Annotated in this window: 18 protein-coding genes; 13 read left to right on the forward strand and 5 right to left on the reverse strand. The window is 40.8% G+C overall.

From position 1 onward, the window contains the following. Positions 1–33: 33 nt before the first annotated feature. Positions 34–717, forward strand: coding sequence for a F0F1 ATP synthase subunit A (locus CYO89_RS09995; RefSeq protein ID WP_002942300.1), 684 nt, complete (start codon positions 34–36; stop codon positions 715–717). A gap of 144 nt (positions 718–861) precedes the next feature. Here the strand turns inward: CYO89_RS09995 and CYO89_RS10000 are convergent, their stop codons facing one another. Both CYO89_RS10000 and CYO89_RS10005 read right to left on the reverse strand, forming a co-directional pair. Continuing rightward, positions 862–1,635 carry a creatininase family protein gene (locus CYO89_RS10000; RefSeq protein WP_021089789.1) on the reverse strand — a complete coding sequence of 258 codons (774 nt, stop codon included), beginning with the start codon at positions 1,633–1,635 and terminating at the stop codon, positions 862–864. After that, positions 1,632–3,014: a purine-cytosine permease family protein gene (locus CYO89_RS10005; RefSeq protein ID WP_103598170.1), complete on the reverse strand. Its 1,383-nt coding sequence runs from the start codon at positions 3,012–3,014 to the stop codon at positions 1,632–1,634. The genes CYO89_RS10000 and CYO89_RS10005 overlap by 4 nt, the downstream gene beginning before the upstream one ends. Before the next feature lie 213 nt (positions 3,015–3,227). On the opposite strand from CYO89_RS10005, the gene gatB reads away from it, so the two are divergent. Genes gatB through CYO89_RS10020 form a run of 3 tightly spaced genes read left to right on the forward strand, consistent with a single transcriptional unit; the run spans position 3,228 to position 6,603 of the window. Further along, the gene (gatB, locus tag CYO89_RS10010) at positions 3,228–4,649 is read left to right on the forward strand and encodes an Asp-tRNA(Asn)/Glu-tRNA(Gln) amidotransferase subunit GatB (protein WP_035160674.1); all 1,422 of its coding nucleotides are present in this window, start codon (positions 3,228–3,230) and stop codon (positions 4,647–4,649) included. Between the two features lie 11 nt (positions 4,650–4,660). Beyond that, complete coding sequence (locus tag CYO89_RS10015; protein ID WP_103598171.1) at positions 4,661–5,551, forward strand: NAD(P)H-dependent glycerol-3-phosphate dehydrogenase; 891 nt, start codon at positions 4,661–4,663, stop codon at positions 5,549–5,551. Further along, positions 5,548–6,603: a glycoside hydrolase family 3 N-terminal domain-containing protein gene (locus CYO89_RS10020; protein WP_103598172.1), complete on the forward strand. Its 1,056-nt coding sequence runs from the start codon at positions 5,548–5,550 to the stop codon at positions 6,601–6,603. The genes CYO89_RS10015 and CYO89_RS10020 overlap by 4 nt, the downstream gene beginning before the upstream one ends. Positions 6,604–6,706: 103 nt before the next feature. Here the strand turns inward: CYO89_RS10020 and CYO89_RS10025 are convergent, their stop codons facing one another. The 3 genes from CYO89_RS10025 to rarD (CYO89_RS10035) are packed head-to-tail and all read right to left on the reverse strand — an operon-like array spanning position 6,707 to position 8,916. Then, on the reverse strand, positions 6,707–7,165 hold the full coding sequence (locus CYO89_RS10025) for an aryl-sulfate sulfotransferase (protein ID WP_103598173.1): 459 nt from the start codon (positions 7,163–7,165) through the stop codon (positions 6,707–6,709). Beyond that, positions 7,158–8,045, reverse strand: a complete 888-nt coding sequence (gene rarD / locus CYO89_RS10030) for an EamA family transporter RarD (protein ID WP_103598174.1) — start codon at positions 8,043–8,045, stop codon at positions 7,158–7,160. Before rarD (CYO89_RS10030) ends, CYO89_RS10025 begins: the two co-directional genes overlap by 8 nt. Beyond that, complete coding sequence (rarD, locus tag CYO89_RS10035; protein WP_021092375.1) at positions 8,029–8,916, reverse strand: EamA family transporter RarD; 888 nt, start codon at positions 8,914–8,916, stop codon at positions 8,029–8,031. The genes rarD (CYO89_RS10030) and rarD (CYO89_RS10035) overlap by 17 nt, the downstream gene beginning before the upstream one ends. Before the next feature lie 143 nt (positions 8,917–9,059). Between rarD (CYO89_RS10035) and CYO89_RS10040 the strand changes: the two genes are divergently transcribed. The 9 genes from CYO89_RS10040 to mnmH are packed head-to-tail and all read left to right on the forward strand — an operon-like array spanning position 9,060 to position 18,204. Further along, entirely contained in the window at positions 9,060–10,400 is a 1,341-nt protein-coding gene (locus tag CYO89_RS10040; RefSeq protein WP_103598175.1) for a class II 3-deoxy-7-phosphoheptulonate synthase, read from the forward strand. Between the two features lie 24 nt (positions 10,401–10,424). Next, a complete protein-coding gene (locus CYO89_RS10045; RefSeq protein ID WP_002942343.1) occupies positions 10,425–11,387 on the forward strand; it encodes an NAD(P)/FAD-dependent oxidoreductase in 963 nt (320 codons plus the stop codon). After that, a complete protein-coding gene (locus CYO89_RS10050; protein WP_103598176.1) occupies positions 11,384–13,636 on the forward strand; it encodes a vesicular transport factor Uso1p in 2,253 nt (750 codons plus the stop codon). Before CYO89_RS10045 ends, CYO89_RS10050 begins: the two co-directional genes overlap by 4 nt. Beyond that, the gene (locus CYO89_RS10055; RefSeq protein ID WP_103598177.1) at positions 13,633–14,340 is read left to right on the forward strand and encodes a tRNA1(Val) (adenine(37)-N6)-methyltransferase; all 708 of its coding nucleotides are present in this window, start codon (positions 13,633–13,635) and stop codon (positions 14,338–14,340) included. Before CYO89_RS10050 ends, CYO89_RS10055 begins: the two co-directional genes overlap by 4 nt. Then, positions 14,337–14,702: a YkgJ family cysteine cluster protein gene (locus CYO89_RS10060; RefSeq protein ID WP_103570479.1), complete on the forward strand. Its 366-nt coding sequence runs from the start codon at positions 14,337–14,339 to the stop codon at positions 14,700–14,702. The genes CYO89_RS10055 and CYO89_RS10060 overlap by 4 nt, the downstream gene beginning before the upstream one ends. Further along, positions 14,681–15,943, forward strand: a complete 1,263-nt coding sequence (locus CYO89_RS10065; RefSeq protein WP_087582166.1) for a tetratricopeptide repeat protein — start codon at positions 14,681–14,683, stop codon at positions 15,941–15,943. The genes CYO89_RS10060 and CYO89_RS10065 overlap by 22 nt, the downstream gene beginning before the upstream one ends. Beyond that, the gene (gene trpC, locus CYO89_RS10070; protein ID WP_103598178.1) at positions 15,940–16,725 is read left to right on the forward strand and encodes an indole-3-glycerol phosphate synthase TrpC; all 786 of its coding nucleotides are present in this window, start codon (positions 15,940–15,942) and stop codon (positions 16,723–16,725) included. Before CYO89_RS10065 ends, trpC begins: the two co-directional genes overlap by 4 nt. Beyond that, positions 16,725–17,210, forward strand: coding sequence for an HIT family protein (locus tag CYO89_RS10075; RefSeq protein WP_103598184.1), 486 nt, complete (start codon positions 16,725–16,727; stop codon positions 17,208–17,210). The genes trpC and CYO89_RS10075 overlap by 1 nt, the downstream gene beginning before the upstream one ends. Further along, the gene (gene mnmH / locus CYO89_RS10080; protein WP_103598179.1) at positions 17,197–18,204 is read left to right on the forward strand and encodes a tRNA 2-selenouridine(34) synthase MnmH; all 1,008 of its coding nucleotides are present in this window, start codon (positions 17,197–17,199) and stop codon (positions 18,202–18,204) included. Before CYO89_RS10075 ends, mnmH begins: the two co-directional genes overlap by 14 nt. Positions 18,205–18,470: the final 266 nt, after the last annotated feature.

Below are 18,470 nucleotides of genomic sequence, written 5' to 3' on the forward strand. Positions count from 1 at the left end.
AATCACGCAAAATTCTAAATCTAAGGTAAATCAATGAAAGATTTGTTTCTATTCTCAAATTTGCTAAACCATTCACATGCCTTTGTCTATGCGTTTCACTTTTGCCTTGTAGCTTTGATCATCCTCATCGTTGCTTATATCGCAAGGAGTAAAATGCAACTTGTACCAAGAGGCCTTCAAAACATAGTTGAGGCTTATTTAGAGGGCGTTATCTCTATGGGCAAGGATACTTTAGGTAGCGAAAAGCTAGCTAGAAAATACCTTCCGCTTGTTGCAACTATCGGTTTTATTGTATTTTTCTCAAACGTCATCGGCATCATCCCTGGCTTTGAGTCACCAAGCTCAAGCTTAAATTTAACTCTAGTTTTGGCTTTGGTTGTATTTATTTACTACAACTTTGAGGGAATTAGAGAAAATGGCTTTTTCAAATACTTTGGACACTTCATGGGACCAAACAAATTTCTAGCTCCGATAATGTTTCCAGTCGAAGTCATCTCACATCTTTCACGTGTAGTTTCGCTATCTTTCCGTCTTTTTGGTAACATCAAGGGCGATGACTTGTTCTTACTTGCGATGCTTACACTTGCACCTTGGTTTGCTCCACTTCCAGCCTTTGCACTTCTAACGCTTATGGCTGTTTTGCAAACATTTATCTTCATGATGCTAACTTACGTTTATCTAGCTGGCGCAGTCGCTATTAGCGAGCACGAGCATTAAAATTTAAAGCCATATTTTTATATGGCTTTTCTCTTTTTAAATTTCTACTATCTATCAACTTTAGCTTGTATCTCAAATTTTGTTTTATAAATTTAGTGAAGAATTTAGCAGTAAAAATGTGTGCTATCTCTAGCACACATAAATTTATTTTCTGTGATCGTATTTCCAGCCCATTTTTTCAAGCTTTTCAACGATCTCGACAACGTAGTCAGTCACGCAATCAAGCATCTTTTGACCTTTTTCTAGGCTAGCTTTTGTGCTATCTCCAGTAGCACCTGTCTCTGTTACCTCTTTGATATCCCAGATGATGGTGCTAAACTCGCCAAAACCAATCACGTCATGAGGCACTTGTGACTTTGCGTACTCTAAATTTACAAGCTCAGGCTTAACCGCCATAGTTATAGAAGTCTCGCCCTCTCCGCCGTGACCAAGTCCGTCCCAAACATCAAACGTACCTTTTAGTCTAGCTCCTGTGATATTCCACCAAGCAGGTATAAAGACCAAAACAGCGTCTTTGTGTCTATCTTTTACCTTTCTAGCAGCGATCTCAAGGGCAGGGATGTTGCCGTCGTGGCCATTTAGGATGATGATATGTTTTATGCCGTTATTTATAAGGCTCTCAAAAATGTCTTCAGCGATCGCTATCGTGGTTTCAAATCTAAGAGTGACTGACATAGGAAATTGGTTGTAGTGGATAGATGTACCAAAAGGCACGCCTGGAACAACGATAGTCTTTCCAAGTCTTAGAGCTGCTCTTTTTGCGATCTCTTCAGGCACAAAAAGATCAGGCCCAAGTGGCAGGTGCCAGCCGTGGCTCTCGCAGCTACCAAAGGTTGTGATAGCGCTATCTATCTCGTGCGCCTCAAATTTTTGCTTTAGCTCTCTTGCGCTAAATTCGTTCAAAACTACCTTTTTCATCTCATCTCCTTGTTAAAAAATTTATAAAATATCGGATAGATAATAATCGTAATAACTAACGCTACAAGACCTGATGGTAGGTCAAATGGAAGCGGCAAATAGTACTGGAAGATAAATCCAAGCAAAGCACCTATAACAAATGAAATAACGCCAGCCATGTGATAGTCTGGTTCGCTGTTAAATTTAGCGATGTCGTATTTTCCTTTTTTGATGATGTAATAATCAGCTATTAACGGACCAGCAAGAGGCGGAGCAAATGTGCCAAGTATCGTGATAAATGACGCAAAAAACATTTGATAAAAGGCAAATGAACCAAGCACAGTGCCTACTACGCCAGCGATTAACACTAGTTTTTTTCTATTTATGTTTAAATTTATGCTTGAAAGTACCGGACCGGTATATAGCGAGTTGCAGTATAGCTCGGCATTATTTGTAGTCCAAAGCGATGCTGTCCAAGCGATGACACCGATGATAGCTAAAAGGGCTGACTTTGTTAGCATCCACTCTACGTAGTTAAACTGACCAACGCTTACTGCGCCGATGTAGCCAACTATGTTTAAAAGAGGGTTTGTTAGTATAAAACAAGCCACGACACCTGCAATGACAGCTTTTACTGATTTGTTAAATCTAAATAGATCAACGCCCATAACAGCTCCTGCTATCCAGCTACCAACGACAGCAGTGATGGCATTTCCAAGTCCAAGACCTTGTATATTTTTGGTCTTTTCTAAAAAGGCCTCAGCTCCGCCACCTTCTGCCAACATCTCGTAGCCAACATAGACTGCGATGATCAAGATAACAGGGCTTATAGGGATCGCGATAGCCTCGATAGCTTTGATACCTACGTATGCTGTGATGGTAAAGATGATGCCAAAGATAAAGCAAGCAAGAAAGACCTCAAGCGTGATTGGAGCGATATCTTTGTAACCAAAATTTGCTGGGTCAAAGACGATGACGCCACTTGGATTGCCTATAAATGAACCCCAAATTTGACCGACCATGCCAGTGATGCTGGCAAACCAGCCAAGTGTTAGCAGTGCCATGATGATCATTGGCAAATTTGCACCTTTCATGCCGTAAGAGTACCTAGAGACTAGAGCTAGGCTCATACCAGTTTTTTGGGCCATTATGCCAAGTAACGCAGTGATGATACTTAGCGAGCCCATACCTAAAATGATCGCCCAAATGGCGGTTTGAGGTGAGACGCCAGGCTTTCCGCCAAAACCGGCCAGAACGCCACCTATGAAAAGTCCAGTAACGACGTAGCCAAAACCTACCCAGACCATTATCTGGTTAAATGTCGGGCGTCGCTCGGACATCGGAACCGGAGATAGCATACGTTCGCCATCTTCTAAAACAACATTCTCTTTGTCGCTCATACAAGCTCCTTTCATAAAATTTTGTCTTTTTTTATTATAGCTATATTATTTTTTTCTTACGAAAAATATTTAATTTGTAATTTAAATTTTTATCATTAATGTTACGAATTGTTAGTGTTTTTAAATTTCCTTAAAAGCTCCTCTTTAGATATTTTAAAAGAAAGTATCGCTAAAATACGCACTAAAAATTTGCATAAATTTAAAGGTAAAAATATGTTTGAAGTCGTTATCGGTTTAGAAGTTCACACTCAGCTTAATACAAAAACTAAAATTTTCTGCTCTTGCTCGACTAGCTTTGGCGACGAGGCAAATACCCACGTTTGTCCGACCTGCCTAGCTCTGCCTGGGGCGCTACCTGTGCTAAACAAAGAGGCGGTCAAAAAGGCGATCAGCTTTGGCACAGCGATAAACGCTAAGATAAATAAAAAATCAGTCTTTAATAGAAAAAACTACTTCTACCCAGACCTTCCAAAGGCATATCAAATTTCACAGTTTGAGATACCTATCGTAGAAGGCGGTGAGCTCATCATAGACGTAAACGGCACTAAAAAACGCATCGGCGTAACTAGAGCGCACCTTGAAGAGGACGCTGGCAAGAACATCCACGAAGAAAACGAGAGTTTGGTTGATCTAAACAGAGCCGGTACGCCACTTCTTGAGATAGTTAGCGAGCCAGACCTTAGAAGTAGCGACGAGGCGGTGGCTTATCTTAAAAAACTGCACTCGATCCTTCGCTTTTTAAACATAAGCGACGCAAATATGCAAGAAGGTAGCTTCCGCTGCGACGCAAACGTCTCTATCCGTCCAAAAGGCGACACCAAGCTTTATACAAGGGTTGAGATAAAAAACCTAAACTCATTTAAATTTATCCAAAAAGCGATCGACTACGAAGTAGAGCGCCAAAGTGCAGCTTGGGAAGATGGCAAATATGACGAAGAGGTCTATCAAGAGACAAGGCTGTTTGACACGACAAATTTAGTGACAAGATCGATGCGTGGCAAAGAGGATAGCGCGGAGTATAGGTACTTTCCTGACCCTGACTTGCTCCCTGTTGAAGTGCCAGAAGAGATGTATAATGAAGCTATAAAAATTCCAGAGCTTGCCGAGCAAAAGGTCGCAAGATACGTTAGTGAGCTAGGCGTAAAAGAGAGCGATGCGCTAAATTTAACTCAAAGCGTTGAGATGGCTAGATATTTTGAGGAGCTGATCGCTGCTGGAATTCAGCCAAAGCTTGCTACTACGTGGCTCATAGTTGAGCTTCTTGGCCGCTTAAATAACGGCGTAACGATCGAGACAAGCCCAGTTAGCAGCGCTAAGATGATAAATTTACTAAAACGCATAGAAGATGGCACGATAAGCGGCAAGGCTGCAAAAGAGGTGCTAGACTATCTAATGGAAAATGACGCAGACGTTGATAGCGTCATTGAAAAGCTTGGTTTGAAACAAGTGAGTGACGACTCAGCGATCATCGCGATCATAGATCAAATTTTAGCTGCAAACGCCGACAAAGTCGAAGAGTATAAAAATGGCAAAGATAAGATGTTTGGCTTCTTTGTGGGTCAGGTGATGAAAGAGGGCAAGGGTGCCTTTAATCCAGGCAAGGTCAATGAGCTTTTAAAGGCCAAAATAGGCTAAAAAGGGCTAAAATGAGCATAGCAGTCATCGGAGCTGGCAAGTGGGGCAGTGCGCTATTTCACGCATTTAGTGAAAATAACGAGTGTGTCATCAGCTCAAGAACGCCAAGAGAGATGCCAAATTTTGTAAGCTTGGATGAAGCTTTGGAGTGCGAATATCTAGTCTGCACGATCCCAACGCAAGCTACAAATTTATGGTTAAAGCAAAACTACAAAAACAAAGGTCAAAAGATCCTAGTCGCCAGCAAGGGCATAGACACGGCAAATCTTAAATTTCTAAATGAAGTTTATGAAGACTTTGTTGATAGAGAAAATTTGGCCTTTCTTTCAGGGCCGACCTTTGCAAAAGAGATCATGCAAAAGCTACCTTGCGCCTTGGTGGTAAATTCTAAAAACCAAAATTTAGCTTCAAAATTTGCCTCATTTTTCCCAAGCTATATGAAAGCATACACTTCTGATGATGTGATCGGCGCTGAGGTGTGCGGGGCGTATAAAAACGTGATCGCCATAGCTGGCGGTATCTGCGACGGACTTGGTCTTGGCAACAACGCAAGGGCGAGCCTCATTTCGCGTGGGCTTGTCGAGATGGCTAGATTTGGCAAATTTTTTGGTGCAAAAGATGAGACATTTATGGGGCTAAGCGGCGCAGGAGACTTGTTTTTAACCGCTTCGTCGATACTTTCGCGCAACTACCGCGTAGGTCTAGGCATCGCAAGGCATGAGAGGTTAGAGAAAATTTTAAATGAGCTTGGCGAGGTAGCAGAGGGCGTGGATACTGCAAGGGCTATTAGCAAGATCGCTAAAGAAAAGGGCATATATGTGCCTATTGCTAGCGAGGTTGAAAATATGCTAAATGGCAAAGATGTTTTTGAGAGCGTAAAATCGCTTTTAGGAAGAAGATGAGAGCTTTTAAATTTATACTTTTTGTGGCCATTTTTGCTTTGGGGTTAAACGGCGCTGAGGTGAGCCTAAGAGCCAAGGTCTCGCAGATGATAATGGTTGGCTTTAACGGAGCTAGCACAAAAGATGCTGCGTTTCGCGCGATGTTAAGCGACGCTGGATACGAGAGATTTGGCGGTGTGATGCTGCTTGGTAGAAATGTCACCAGCAAAGCCCAGCTAAAAGCTAGCATAAAGGCGATCAAAGAGAAAAGTCCTAAAATTTTTATCGCTATCGACGAAGAGGGCGGCAACGTGAGCCGCATGAAGGATAAGAGCTTTGATGGCCCATATCCTAGTGCATACGAGGTCGCAAGCACGCTTGATATCAAAAGCGCATACGATCTCTACTCAAAAATGGCTATAAATTTAAAAGAGTGCGGCATAAATTTAAATTTCGCCCCAGTGGTCGATCTGCACGATGAAAACTCACCGATCATCGCCGCCAAGCAAAGGGCGTTTAGCGAGTATGCAAGCAAGGTGGTGATCTACGCTGATGCTTTTATGGATGCATTTAAAGAGCAGGGCATCCTAACGACACTTAAACACTTCCCGGGACATGGCAGCTCAAAAGAGGACTCACATAAAAATAAGAGCGAAGTCACGCTAAGTAAAGACGCGCTACTGCCATACAAAGACGCTATAAGCACAGGTAGAGCGCAGATCATCATGGTCGGACACCTTTTTGTAAAGGGCATCGACGAGGACAATCCAGCCACACTTTCTAAAAAAATAATAACCGATCTCTTGCGAAATGAGCTTAAATTTAATGGTGTAGTCATCAGTGATGATATGCTGATGAAAGGCGTTGGCGACGAGATATTGGCTCAAAAAGTGGTGAAATTTATAAACGCTGGTGGCGATATCTTGCTCTTTAGCGAGTTTAAGATAAACAACCAAAGAACGGCCGATCTAGTAACTCAGATCATAATCGATGCTGTAAATGAGAAAAAGATCAGCAAAGAGCGAATAGACGCTTCATACAAGAGGATAATGGCTCTAAAAGCGAAGCTTTAAATTTACGCTAATGAGTTTAAATTTACTCAATTAATAAATGTAAATTTGAGTAAAAATTTAATAGTTTAGACGTAAATTTTAGGGCTTGCCTAAAATGCCTGAGTCACTCTCGCAACCCATCAAATTCTTTTTTTAGTTCGTCCCTTAACTCTTCGGCTCTATCTTCGCCGTTTTTGAAATTTGCCTTTACAAAGCCATCGATCTCGTCTAAAATTTCAACAAGTTTGCTCTCCCAGTTTGCATTTTCTTGTTTTAAAAGCGCCTCTAGCTTATCTCTTGTCTGCTCGAGCTGATCTAGTGCTTTGTCCTTGTCACTAGCCTCGTTTAGTGCATCTTCAAAGAGTATGTCTTGCCTTAGAGCATTTATCTTTTTTAAGATGACATTGCAAAATTTAGGGTATTTCTCAGCGTTGCTTAAATTTTCTAAAACCTCTTGCGCAGCCTTTTGATAGGCAGGCACTGCCCCCTCATCGTCAAGCTTTTTAGTTAGTTTTTGTATCTGAAAATATAAAATAAGCGCTGCAAAAAACGCAAGCAGCAAATAGATCGTTACGCTATTCATTTTTACTCCTTTTTCTAAATTTATCCACGCTAATTATCGCTAAAGCCAGCCAGATCATACAAAATGAGACGACTTTGTAGCCGTCTAAAATTTCGCCGTAAATAAAGACCGCACAAAGGATCGCGATAGTTGGCGAGATGTATTGCAAGTAGCCAATCGTCGTTAAATTTATCCTTGTAGCGGCTGCGTTAAAAGCGACAAGCGGCACGATGGTGACGATGCTTGAAGCGATCATTAAAAGTGAGTCCTTGTTCAGTCCAAAGTGGCTTTGCGAGTGAAAAACCAGCCATAAAACGTAGCCAAGCGCAAATGGAAACATAAAAAATGTTTCGATAAAAAGCCCGTTAAATGCGCTAATCTTTGCCATCTTTCTAACCATCGCGTAAAATCCAAATGAAAGTGGCAAGATGATAGAGACAAGTGGCAGACCGCCTTTGGCATAAATTTGCACGCAAACAGCTGCCATGACGATGCAAACGGCTATGGCGCCAGCTTTGCTTAGGCGCTCTTTAAAGATGATGACGCCAAGAAGCATGCTTATCAAAGGATTTATAAAATAGCCCAAACTAGTGTCTAAAATTTTGCCACTACCCACCGCATAGACATAAACGCCCCAGTTTATGGTGATAAAAATACCGCTTAAAAATAGAGCTTTTAGCGAGCGGATATCCTTAAGAAGCGCAAAAATTTCGCCCATTTTGCCGCTAATGCAAAGCACTGCCGCCATCAAGAAAAATGACCAGATGATCCTGTGGGCTAAAATTTCATAAGCATCGACATCTTTGCTAAATAGGTTAAAATAAACCGCTAAAAATCCCCACATAAAAAAGGCGCTAAGCGCGAGAATAACGCCTTTTTGGCTCTCATTTAGTCTTGGTATTTTTGTCGCCTTTTATAGAATTTATACTATCTATCATCAAAAGCGTGACAGAGATGGCTAGGCAGATCATCAAAAAGTATGAGCTTTTCTCCAGTCTCTCGCCGATGGCAAATGAGACAAAAAGCATCATTATAGGCTCAAAATATGTAAGCAAACCTAGTACATTTATCGGCACGAGCGTGCTTGAGAGGATCTGGGCGATGAGGGCTATGCCGCTGATAGCACCAAGCAAGATGAGCAGATAGTAGATGTTTGGATTTTGGCTCATTACGTAGTCCATATCGGCTGTGAGCGCAAAATAAAATGAAAATAAAAACATAAAAATTATCTCGATAACAAAGCTTGAGAAATTTGCAAGGTTGTAGTACTTTCTAATGGTAAAATAGACTGGATAAAGGCAAAAAACTACAGCGCTCTCCCACGAGATTCCGCCGCTTATGACTGCTGTGCTAAAGACGCCAAGAGCTGCAAAAAATATCGATGCTAGCTTTGTTTTTGAGAGGTGCTCTTTGAAAAATATCCGTCCAAAAAGGACCATGACTATTGGCATGATGAGGTAGCCTATCGAGACTTTTAGCGCTGCGCCGTTACTTGGAGCCCAGAGATAGAGCCACATCTGAAATGAGACGATGAGCGAGGTAGCAAGCAAAACTAGTAAAATTTTAGGTTTTAGCTTTATTTTTAGAAGTAAAAATTTGAAATTTCGCTGCTGTTTTAACAAAAAAATGGCGGCGATGACAAAAGGCATGGCAAAGATCATGCGGTATCCAATAAGAGCTTGCGTGCTGATGGGGTTCATGAGCACTGACATGTAGTAGATGCAGTTAAATAAAACTGATGCCAAAAGCGAATAAAAAATGCCTTTTATCATGAAAAAAATCTTCTCTTTTTCTGGTTAAATTTAAAGTAGCGATTGTATGTAAAATATCTTTAATAACCCATTAATGGCTTTTATTTTTTAAGTTTTGCGTGATATAATCTGCGCTAAATCAAGGTAAAAGATAGGAAAAATTTATGACTTGGAACAGAGATAGCTGGAGAGAATTTAATATCTTACAACAACCAACTTATCCAAATTTAAAAGAGCTTAAAGAGGCTGAAGAAAAACTAAAAGCACTTCCACCTTTGGTATTTGCTGGCGAGGCTAGAAGTCTTAAAAATGAGCTTGCAAAAGTTTGCAATGGCGAGGCCTTTTTGCTTCAAGGTGGCGACTGCGCTGAGAGCTTTACAAATTTTAACGCAAACAACATCAGAGATATGTTTAAGGTCTTACTTCAAATGGCGATAGTTTTAACCTTTGGTGGTGGCTGTCCGGTGGTCAAAGTAGGCCGAGTGGCAGGGCAGTTTGCAAAGCCTAGAAGTAGCGATTATGAAGAGGTAAATGGCGTTAAGTTGCCAAGCTATAGAGGTGACATCATAAATGGCTTTGAATTTGACGAAAAAGCTAGAGTTGCCGACCCAAAACGCATGATAGAGGCCTACTATCAAAGCGCATCGACGATGAACCTACTTAGAGCCTTTTCAAGAGGAGGTTTGGCAGATCTTCATCAGGTGCATAAGTGGAATTTAGGCTTTGTTAAAAAGCCAGAGATCGGCGAGAAATACGCAAAACTAGCTGATGATCTAACAAAAACTCTATCTTTCATGGCAGCTTGTGGCATCACTTCGGCAAACACCCCAGCGATAAATCAAACCGCAGTCTATACATCTCACGAGGCACTGCTTTTGCCTTATGAAGAGGCGCTAACTAGGGTTGATAGCCTTAGTGGCGAGTGGTATGACTGCTCGGCTCACATGCTTTGGATAGGCGAGAGAACACGCGGCATAAACGACGCTCATGTGCATTTTTTAAGTGGCGTGAAAAATCCTATCGGCGTTAAGATCGGACCAAGTGCGAAAGCAGAAGACGTCATTGCTCTTGCAAATAAGCTAAACCCAGAGAATGAAGCTGGCAGACTAAATGTGATAATCAGAATGGGCGCTGATAAGATCGGTGAAAATTTACCAAAAATTTTAAGAGAGCTAAAACGCGAGGGGTTAAATATCGTTTATAGCATCGATCCGATGCATGGTAACACCGTTAAGACCTCAAATAACTACAAAACTCGTGAATTTAGTAAAATTTTAAGCGAGGTTAGAAGCTTTTTTGAAATTCATAAAGCTGAGGGCACAAGAGCAGGCGGCGTGCATCTTGAGATGACTGGCAAAGATGTGACTGAGTGCACTGGTGGCGCGCTAAACATCACTGAAAGCTCGCTAAAAGAGAGATATGAGACGCAGTGCGATCCAAGACTAAATGCTGATCAGGCTTTAGAGCTTGCATTTTTGATGGCTGATCTAGTTAAAAAAGCTTAAAATTTATAAAATTTGGAGAAAAATATGGCAAATATTTATGATCTAATAGTAGTTGGCGGCGGACCTTGTGGCATAGCTAGCGTAGTAGAGGCTAAAAGAAATGGCTTAAGTAATGTTTTGCTCCTTGAAAAAGGTGACAACCACAGCCAAACGATCAGAAAATTTTATAAAGACAATAAACGCGTAGATAAAGAGTATAAAGGGCAAGATAGCACGATACATGGGCTAGTTTCGTTTGAAGATGGCACAAAAGAGAGCACGCTTGATTATTTTGACAAGCTACTTGACTCTGAGAATATCGAGGCTTTTTTTAATTCTGAGGTCGAAAGCGTAAAAAAAGAGGGTGAAATCTTTAAAGTAACTACCTCAAAAGCTGTCTATGAAGCCAAAAACGTGATGGTCTCGATCGGCAAAATGGGACGACCAAACAAACCTGACTATAAGATCCCGCCATCACTAAATTCAGTTGTAAATTTTAATCTTGATAACTGCACAAACGGCGAAAAAGTGCTAGTTGTGGGCGGTGGCAACTCCGCAGTTGAGTATGCTATCGAGCTTTGTCAGTATAACAAAACGACGATCGCTTACAGAAAAGATAAATTTAGCCGTGTAAATGAGACAAATTTAAGCGCACTTTGGGAGCTTGAGAAGCATAATAAGATAAAAGTAAGGCTAAATCACGATATAACCGAGATCGATAATGAATCAGGCAAGGTAAGAGTGCATTATGAAAATGGCAAAATTCGTGTCTATGACAGGGTTGTTTATGCGATCGGTGGCTCAAGTCCGGTTGATTTTTTACAAAAATGCCAGATAAAAACTGATGAAAAAGGCACTCCGATAGTTGATAGCAATTACCAAAGCAGCGTGCCAGGACTATATGTGGGAGGCGACATTGTGCTAAAAAATGGTGGCTCGATCGTAGTCGGACTAAATCACGCTCATAGCGTCATCAAAGATATCTTAAAAGGCAAGGCACAAGCTTGATAAATAAAATCGCACTAGCTATTGTTTGTCTGATAGCTGGCTTTTGCCTCTCGTTTTTGAAATTTCAAAAAGATGACGAGACGCCAAAAGATACTAATCAAACGATTTACTCTATAAATTTTGATGATCTCCCCGAAGAAGAGAAGCAAAGATATGTAAGCAAAGACGATCTTTACGAGTATGGCGGCTACATCACGCCAAAGAGCTACATGCAAAATTTTGTTGATGACAAGGATCTAAATTTATCAGACAATGTAAAAGAGCTTCAAGAGCAAGTGCGCGAGCTAAGCAAAAAAAATGAAATTTTAGCCGCTGATAATGTCGATATGAGCGAGAAAAATTTAGACTTCATAAGCAAAATTTCAGAGATGAAAAGAAATATCGAAAATGAAAAAAACGAGATAGTAGAAAAAAATCAAAAGGCTCTTGGTGAGCTTGAGGCACAACACTTTGAAAATATCCAAGCTTTGACAAAGCGCCTAAATGAAGCGCAAGCTGATATGATAGAGAGCTCAAAGGCTTACGAAAAAAAGATAATCGACCTTGAAAATGCGATAAATGATGCTAGAAATGGCGATGAGAGCAAACTTAAAGATGCCAAGGCCAGCTTTAATAAATTTAAAGAGAGCTTTGAGGCAAACTACACTGCTTTAAAAGAGCAAAATAACGAGCTAAACGCGACACTTGCGCAAAAAGAAGCTCTTATAAAAGAGTATGAAAAAGCTCAAAGTGAAAAAGATAGAGGCGAGAAAAAAGAAATTTTGCTTTTAAAAGAGGAGATCGAGCGAGTTAAAAATGACGCCGACACTCAAAAATTTAGTTATGAAAAAGAGATAAATGCGCTAAATGATGGCTTTGAGACGCAAAAGAGCGTTATGGAGGATGAGCTTTCTAAAAAGGCAAATAAGATAATTGATCTGCAAGATGCTCTTGAGTCAAACAAGACTGCGCTAAAAGATAGAATTTACGAGCTTGAAGAGATCAAGAAAAACCTAAACTCAAAAGATCTAATGGCACAAAGCTATAATGGCAAAAATTTAGAGCTAAATGCCTCACTTGTGGCACTTCATAAGAGCTTTGATGATCTAAAACAAAAGAGCCTAAAAAGCGAGCAAGAGAACAAGCTTGCAAATGAAAATATAAGCTCGCTTAAAAAAGAGCTTGAGAGGGCAAATTCTCTAAATAAAAAGCTTGAAAAGCAAAATTTAGACGCAAACTCAACTCTAAATGAGCTAAGCAAAAAGCTAAGTTTGAGCGAAGAGAGCTTTAAAAAGAGCCAAGAAGAGCTAAAAGCGCTTGATACAAAGACAACTAAATTTATAAAAACGCTATTTGATCAAAACCAAACCATCTCTTTGCAGTCACAAAAACTTGGCTCAAACGAGGGCGAGCTAAAGAATTTGAGCTCAAAACTTGATCTAAAAGAAGCAAAGATAAAAGAGCTTGAAGAAAATGTCACAAAGACAAGCCAGATGCTCCTCTCTAAGCAAAACGAGCTAGAAACGCAAAAAAGAACGCTAAAGATCGATATGCAAAACTATGAAATTTTGCGCCAGCAGATAAATATGCTACAAAAAAAGATAGTTGATACCTCAACCTTTTTAACGGATAATAACAAAAGTGGCGGCAAAAATTTACTAAGCTTGCAAAATGAACTAGAAAATGCAAAGCAAAAGCTAAACGAGAGCAACAAGACGATCGAGCGGCTAAATTCAAAGATAAGTGAGCTAAGCTCGAGCGGTCATAAAGGCGGAGCCGTAAATGCTCAGATCATCGAGCTTCAAAAAGATATTGAGCAAAATTTAAACAGACAAGACGAGCTTGAAAATGAAAATGTAAATTTAAAAAATATCTTGCAAGCTACGACAAAGCCTGAGACCCCAACAAAGCTCGTCCTCATCTCTAGCATCGAGTGCGACGATATGGACTCAAAGGACAAGGTGAGCATAATGTGCAAAAACAGAGTGAGCGAGTTTTTGCAGAGATTTAACTCAAACTATATGTATGAGATCATCCCGATCGTGGATAAGAAAAATTTTGTCATCCCATCAAATGTCGCTCAAAATATCAAAAAAGATGACCTTGGCAAGCTAAATAACTACGTAAATTACGGCGTTGGTAAGGAGCGTGCAAAGGCAGCTGCTGAGCTTATAAAAGAGGAATTTGGCGACTTTGCAAGGATCAGCTTTAGCTCTGAAGTGATCGTAAAAGATGTGACGCGCGGCTTTATCATCAAGGTTTATAGATGATCTTAGCCCAGCTTGAAAATGGCTATCGCTACAACAGCGATACGCTCGTTCTTTATGATTTTATTTGCTCGGTCGTAGGCGAAATTTCTGGTAGGGTTTTGGACGTTGGAGCAGGGTGTGGGATACTTGGACTTTTGCTTAAGCGTGACTTTAAAAAGATAGATCTAAGCATGCTTGATCTTTTGGAGCTAAATAGCGAAATTTCTAGCTTTAACGCAAAGAGCAACTGCTTAGAGGCTAGAGCCATAACGGCTGATTTTGCAAATTTTAAAGATAGTGAGAAATTTGATCTAATCATCTCAAATCCGCCTTTTTATCATGACGGTGTTACAAAAAGCCAAAATGAGCACATAAAAGTTAGCAGATATGCAAGCTCGCTAAATTTAAAGGATTTTATAAGAGGCATAAGCGTAAATTTAAAGCCACATAAAAGGGCGTTTTTTTGCTATGCGCCAGATGATCTTAGCGAGATAGCGGCATGCTTAAAAGAGCATAAGCTAAATTTGGTGAGCTTAAAATTTGTCCATACTAAAAAGGATAAGCCAGCAAATTTGGCTTTATTTGAAGTGCGAAACAACTCAAACTCAAAGCTAAAAGTCCTGCCGCCTCTAGTGATGAGCGTGGATGGCGCGCACACGAAAGAGGCAAGCGAGATCTTTAAAAAAGCAGATACAAACAGCGTCTCTTACAAGGAGATAGCGTGAGGGCTGATGGTTTTAGCTATGAGTTTGATCCTAGCTTTTGCGAGAGTTGCGGAGGCAAATGCTGCACTGGCGAGAGCGGCTACATCTGGATAGATGAGGGTGAAATTTTAAAATTTTGCGCCGCTTTTGATATTTCAAAAGATGAGTTTGAGAACAAATTTTTAATACGTGTCGGGCTTAGGCGAAGTATAAAAGAAAAGCCTTATGATGACGGTTTTGCTTGTATATTTTTTGATGAGAAAAATAAAAACTGCTCGGTTTATGAGCTAAGACCTAAACAGTGCAGGACATTTCCGTTTTGGGATTATTTTAAAAAAAACTTAAAGGAGCTAAGAGCAGAATGCATTGGCGTAAAATTTTAATAATTTTTATAAGCGTATTTTTTAGCACGCATCTGCTTGCAGATGATAACAAAAGTGTAAATTTACGCCTAATGCAAGCTCTCATCTCGCAAGATAGTGGCGATGTAAATGCTAGCATCCAAACCTATCTAGGGCTTTTTAAAGAGACAAATCAAAAGACCTATCTAAAAGAGGCAATCAAGCTAGCCTTTGCCACAAAAAATGAAAATTTAGATAGCCTCATGGCTGAGGGCGAGAAGAGTTTAAAAGATGATAGCGATTTTATCAGGATCAAGGTTGCAAATTTAGTCAATCTCTCTAAGCTAAACGAGGCAAAAGAGCTTATGCAAGAGCTTGCCACAAAAGAGCCAAACGCTCAAAATTTGCTCATGCTTGGCACCATTTGCATGATGCAAAATGATACGGTAACGGCGCTAAAATACTTTGAAGAGGCATACTCGCTAAAGCCTGAAGAGGAGAATTTGCTCCGCATCGTTGATATACTTTTAAACCGCATGGATAATGTAAATGATGCGACAAAATACCTCGAGAAATTCCGCGAGGAGCAGGGCTGCACTCAAAAGACATGCGAGCTTTTAGCTGAAATTTACTCTCAGCAAAGAAATTTCCCAAAGGTGATCGAGCTTTTTGAAGAGATATACGACATCACTCACGACACCTCTTATCTTGACAAGATCGTGCAGTATTTTGTCTATGCTAAAAATTATAAAGCGGCTATTGAAATTTTGAAAAAATATGGCTACAACGACGCTACACTGATGGACCTTTATGCTGCGACTGGAAATTTTGGCGATGCATACGTTTTGGCGGTTAAAATTTATAACGATAGCAGGGATCTAAATTTCTTAGCAAAGGCTGCCATCTACGAGTATGAGATGAACAAAGATAGCCTAGACGAGAAAAAGATCACTGATATCTTAGATAAATTTGAAGCTAGCGTGCCAAAGCTTAATAACGATATGTTTTTTAACTACTACGGCTACTTGCTCATTGATCACGAGATAGACCCTAGAAAGGGCGTGGAGATGGTGCAAAAGGCGCTTGAGATCTCGCCAGATTCGCCTTACTACGAGGACTCGCTAGCGTGGGGGTACTTCAAGCTTGGAGAGTGCAAAAAGGCAAAGGGCATAATGAGTCACGCGATGAAAGATGTTGATTTTAGGACTTCAAAAGAGGCAAAAGAGCACCTGCATCTAATCGAGCGCTGCATAATAAATTTAAACAAAAGGCTTAAAAAATGATACTTGATGAGATCATAAAAAAGACAAAAGAGGATCTAAAAAAGCGAAAAGCTGACTATCCGCAGGAGTGGCTAGGTCGCTCGCTCGCATACAACCCATACGTGCCAAGAGACGTTTTGGGCGCACTTAGATCAAGTAAAGATGAGCCTATAAAGATCATAGCCGAGATAAAAAAAGCAAGTCCAAGCAAAGGCGTGATAAGAGAGGACTTTGAGCCGATCAAGATCGCTCAGGAGTACGAGCAGTACGCAAATGCTTTTAGTATCCTAACAGAGCCTCACTGGTTTAAGGGCGACATCGAGTACATCACGCAAGTTCGTCGCTACGCCTCAAGGCCGATCCTTAGAAAAGACTTTATCGTTGATAAGTATCAAATTTTAGAAGCGCTTGTTTATGGAGCGGACTTTATCCTGCTCATCGCAAAAGCGCTAACTCAAGGCGAGCTAAAAGAGCTACTTGAGTACGCGCACCACTTGGGACTTGAGGTCTTAGTGGAGACCCATGACGCGAGCGATGTGAAAAAGGCGGTCTTTGCAGGAGCAAATATAATAGGGATAAATCATAGAAATTTGGATGATTTTACGATGGATATGAGCCTTTGTGAGAAGCTCGTGCCGCTTTTGCCAAACGGCAAGATAATAGTCGCTGAAAGCGGTCTTTACGAGCATGAGCAGCTTCGCGAGCTAAGCAAGATCGGAGTTGATGCCTTCTTGATAGGAGAGCATTTCATGAGGCAAGATGATATAAAAAATGCCGTTAAAAAGATAAAGGAGGGCGAGTGATGCAGCACCTTTGTGCCCCTTGGAGAAGCGAGTATTTCAGCGCAAAAAAAGATAGTTGTGTCTTTTGCGAGGTCATAAATTCAAAAGAGAACGACGAGAAAAATGGCGTGCTTTTTCGTGCTAAGCACTGCTTTGGGATCATGAATTTATACCCATATTCGCCAGGTCACTTTATGATCATACCAAATCATCACACCGACAAGATCGAGGAGCTTGACGAGCATACGTGGTTTGAGATGAGTAAATTTGTAAGGCTTGGGGTCGAAATTTTAAAGCGCGAGCTTCATGCTCAGGGCGTAAATATCGGTATGAATTTAGGCAAGGCAGCAGGCGCTGGCATAGCTGAGCACGTGCATTATCACCTTGTGCCAAGGTGGAGCGGGGATACAAATTTCATCACAACGATCGCCGATGTCAGGGTAAATGGCACTCCGTTTCATCCGCTTTATCAAAAGCTAAAAAAGGCTTTTAGTGGCGTTATTTGAGCTTGATATCGAGCAGTGGCTTGAAAAAAGAGGCGAGTTTGAAGTCCTGATAGACGCTAGATCGCCGCACGAGTATGCCTACTCGCATATAAAAGATGCTCTAAATTTATACGCGCTTGATGACGCTGAGCACAAAGAGGTAGGCACGATCTACAAAAGTGACAGGGCCCTAGCAAAGAGCCTTGGCGCAAAATATATCTGCAAAAATTTACAAAATATCATCGATGAGGTCTATAAAAGGGCTAAGGTTGGCTCAGCAGTTGGGATATACTGCGCAAAGGGCGGACTGAGATCAAGCTCGGTTGCCTATGTGCTAAGCATGATCGGATATAGAATTTATAGACTAAATGGCGGCTATAAGGCTTATAGAAATCACGTTTTAGAATTTCTAGAGCGTCCTTTAAGCACGAAATTCATCACTCTTTTTGGCAACACTGGCTGCTATAAAAGTAAGCTAATAAGGGCACTCTCGCCGTCAATCGACCTTGAAGCGATGGCAAATCACTTAGGCTCAGTCTTTGGCGCGATAAACGGCGCGCAGCCTAGTCAAAAAAGCTTTGAAGACGCGCTTTTTGAAAAGCTCATCACACTAAAAGATCAAATTTGCTTTATCGAGGGCGAGAGCAGAAGGATCGGCTCGCTAACACTTCCAAAAAGCCTTTATGAGGCGATGCGCAGCGGTATCTGTGTTGAGGTAAGCGCGAGCTTGGAAAATAGAATTTCTTGCATCACAAGCGACTATAAAAGTGTGGATAAAGCCTTTTTTGATGAGTGTATAAAAAAAATTTCGCCCTTTATAGACAAAGAGGCCAGAGATGAGGCGGTGGCTAAATTTAACGAAAACGACATTGCCAAAGTGGCTGAAATTTTACTCACAAAATACTACGACAAGGTCTATAAGAAAAATGAAAACATTGATGTTTTTGTAAGCTCTGACGACTTTGAAGAGGCTGTAAAAAAATTAAATTTGATAAGAGCCGAGGCTAAATTTTAAATCCTTTTGGCGCTTTTTTGGGGTAAATTTCATCTCTAAATTTAGCATTTTGTGCTTGTCAAATTTGTTTTTTATGCTTAAAAAGATCACCTTTTGCGCTTAAAAATGGCTTAGTTTAAGGCCATTTTTATATCGTAGCATAAAATTTCTTGCCATTTTTTTGAAAATTTCTAGTTAAATTTATCTGTTTTTCTTGGCTGGCTGGATTGGCTGGATTGGCTGGATTGGCTGGATTGGCTGGATTGGCTGGATTGGCTGGATTGGCT

The organism is Campylobacter concisus (assembly GCF_002913765.1).
In the GTDB taxonomy this organism is placed as follows: Bacteria; Campylobacterota; Campylobacteria; order Campylobacterales; family Campylobacteraceae; genus Campylobacter_A; species Campylobacter_A concisus_BB.

Bases quoted from the DNA above. Each gene is read 5' to 3' on its own strand.
- CYO89_RS09995 (WP_002942300.1), top strand. From the start codon at position 34: ATGAAAGATTTGTTTCTATTCTCAAATTTGCTAAACCATTCACATGCC.
- CYO89_RS10000 (WP_021089789.1), bottom strand. From the start codon at position 1,635: ATGAAAAAGGTAGTTTTGAACGAATTTAGCGCAAGAGAGCTAAAGCAA.
- CYO89_RS10005 (WP_103598170.1), bottom strand. From the start codon at position 3,014: ATGAGCGACAAAGAGAATGTTGTTTTAGAAGATGGCGAACGTATGCTA.
- gatB (WP_035160674.1), top strand. From the start codon at position 3,228: ATGTTTGAAGTCGTTATCGGTTTAGAAGTTCACACTCAGCTTAATACA.
- CYO89_RS10015 (WP_103598171.1), top strand. From the start codon at position 4,661: ATGAGCATAGCAGTCATCGGAGCTGGCAAGTGGGGCAGTGCGCTATTT.
- CYO89_RS10020 (WP_103598172.1), top strand. From the start codon at position 5,548: ATGAGAGCTTTTAAATTTATACTTTTTGTGGCCATTTTTGCTTTGGGG.
- CYO89_RS10025 (WP_103598173.1), bottom strand. From the start codon at position 7,165: ATGAATAGCGTAACGATCTATTTGCTGCTTGCGTTTTTTGCAGCGCTT.
- rarD (WP_021092375.1), bottom strand. From the start codon at position 8,916: ATGATAAAAGGCATTTTTTATTCGCTTTTGGCATCAGTTTTATTTAAC.
- CYO89_RS10040 (WP_103598175.1), top strand. From the start codon at position 9,060: ATGACTTGGAACAGAGATAGCTGGAGAGAATTTAATATCTTACAACAA.
- CYO89_RS10045 (WP_002942343.1), top strand. From the start codon at position 10,425: ATGGCAAATATTTATGATCTAATAGTAGTTGGCGGCGGACCTTGTGGC.
- CYO89_RS10055 (WP_103598177.1), top strand. From the start codon at position 13,633: ATGATCTTAGCCCAGCTTGAAAATGGCTATCGCTACAACAGCGATACG.
- CYO89_RS10065 (WP_087582166.1), top strand. From the start codon at position 14,681: ATGCATTGGCGTAAAATTTTAATAATTTTTATAAGCGTATTTTTTAGC.
- trpC (WP_103598178.1), top strand. From the start codon at position 15,940: ATGATACTTGATGAGATCATAAAAAAGACAAAAGAGGATCTAAAAAAG.
- CYO89_RS10075 (WP_103598184.1), top strand. From the start codon at position 16,725: ATGCAGCACCTTTGTGCCCCTTGGAGAAGCGAGTATTTCAGCGCAAAA.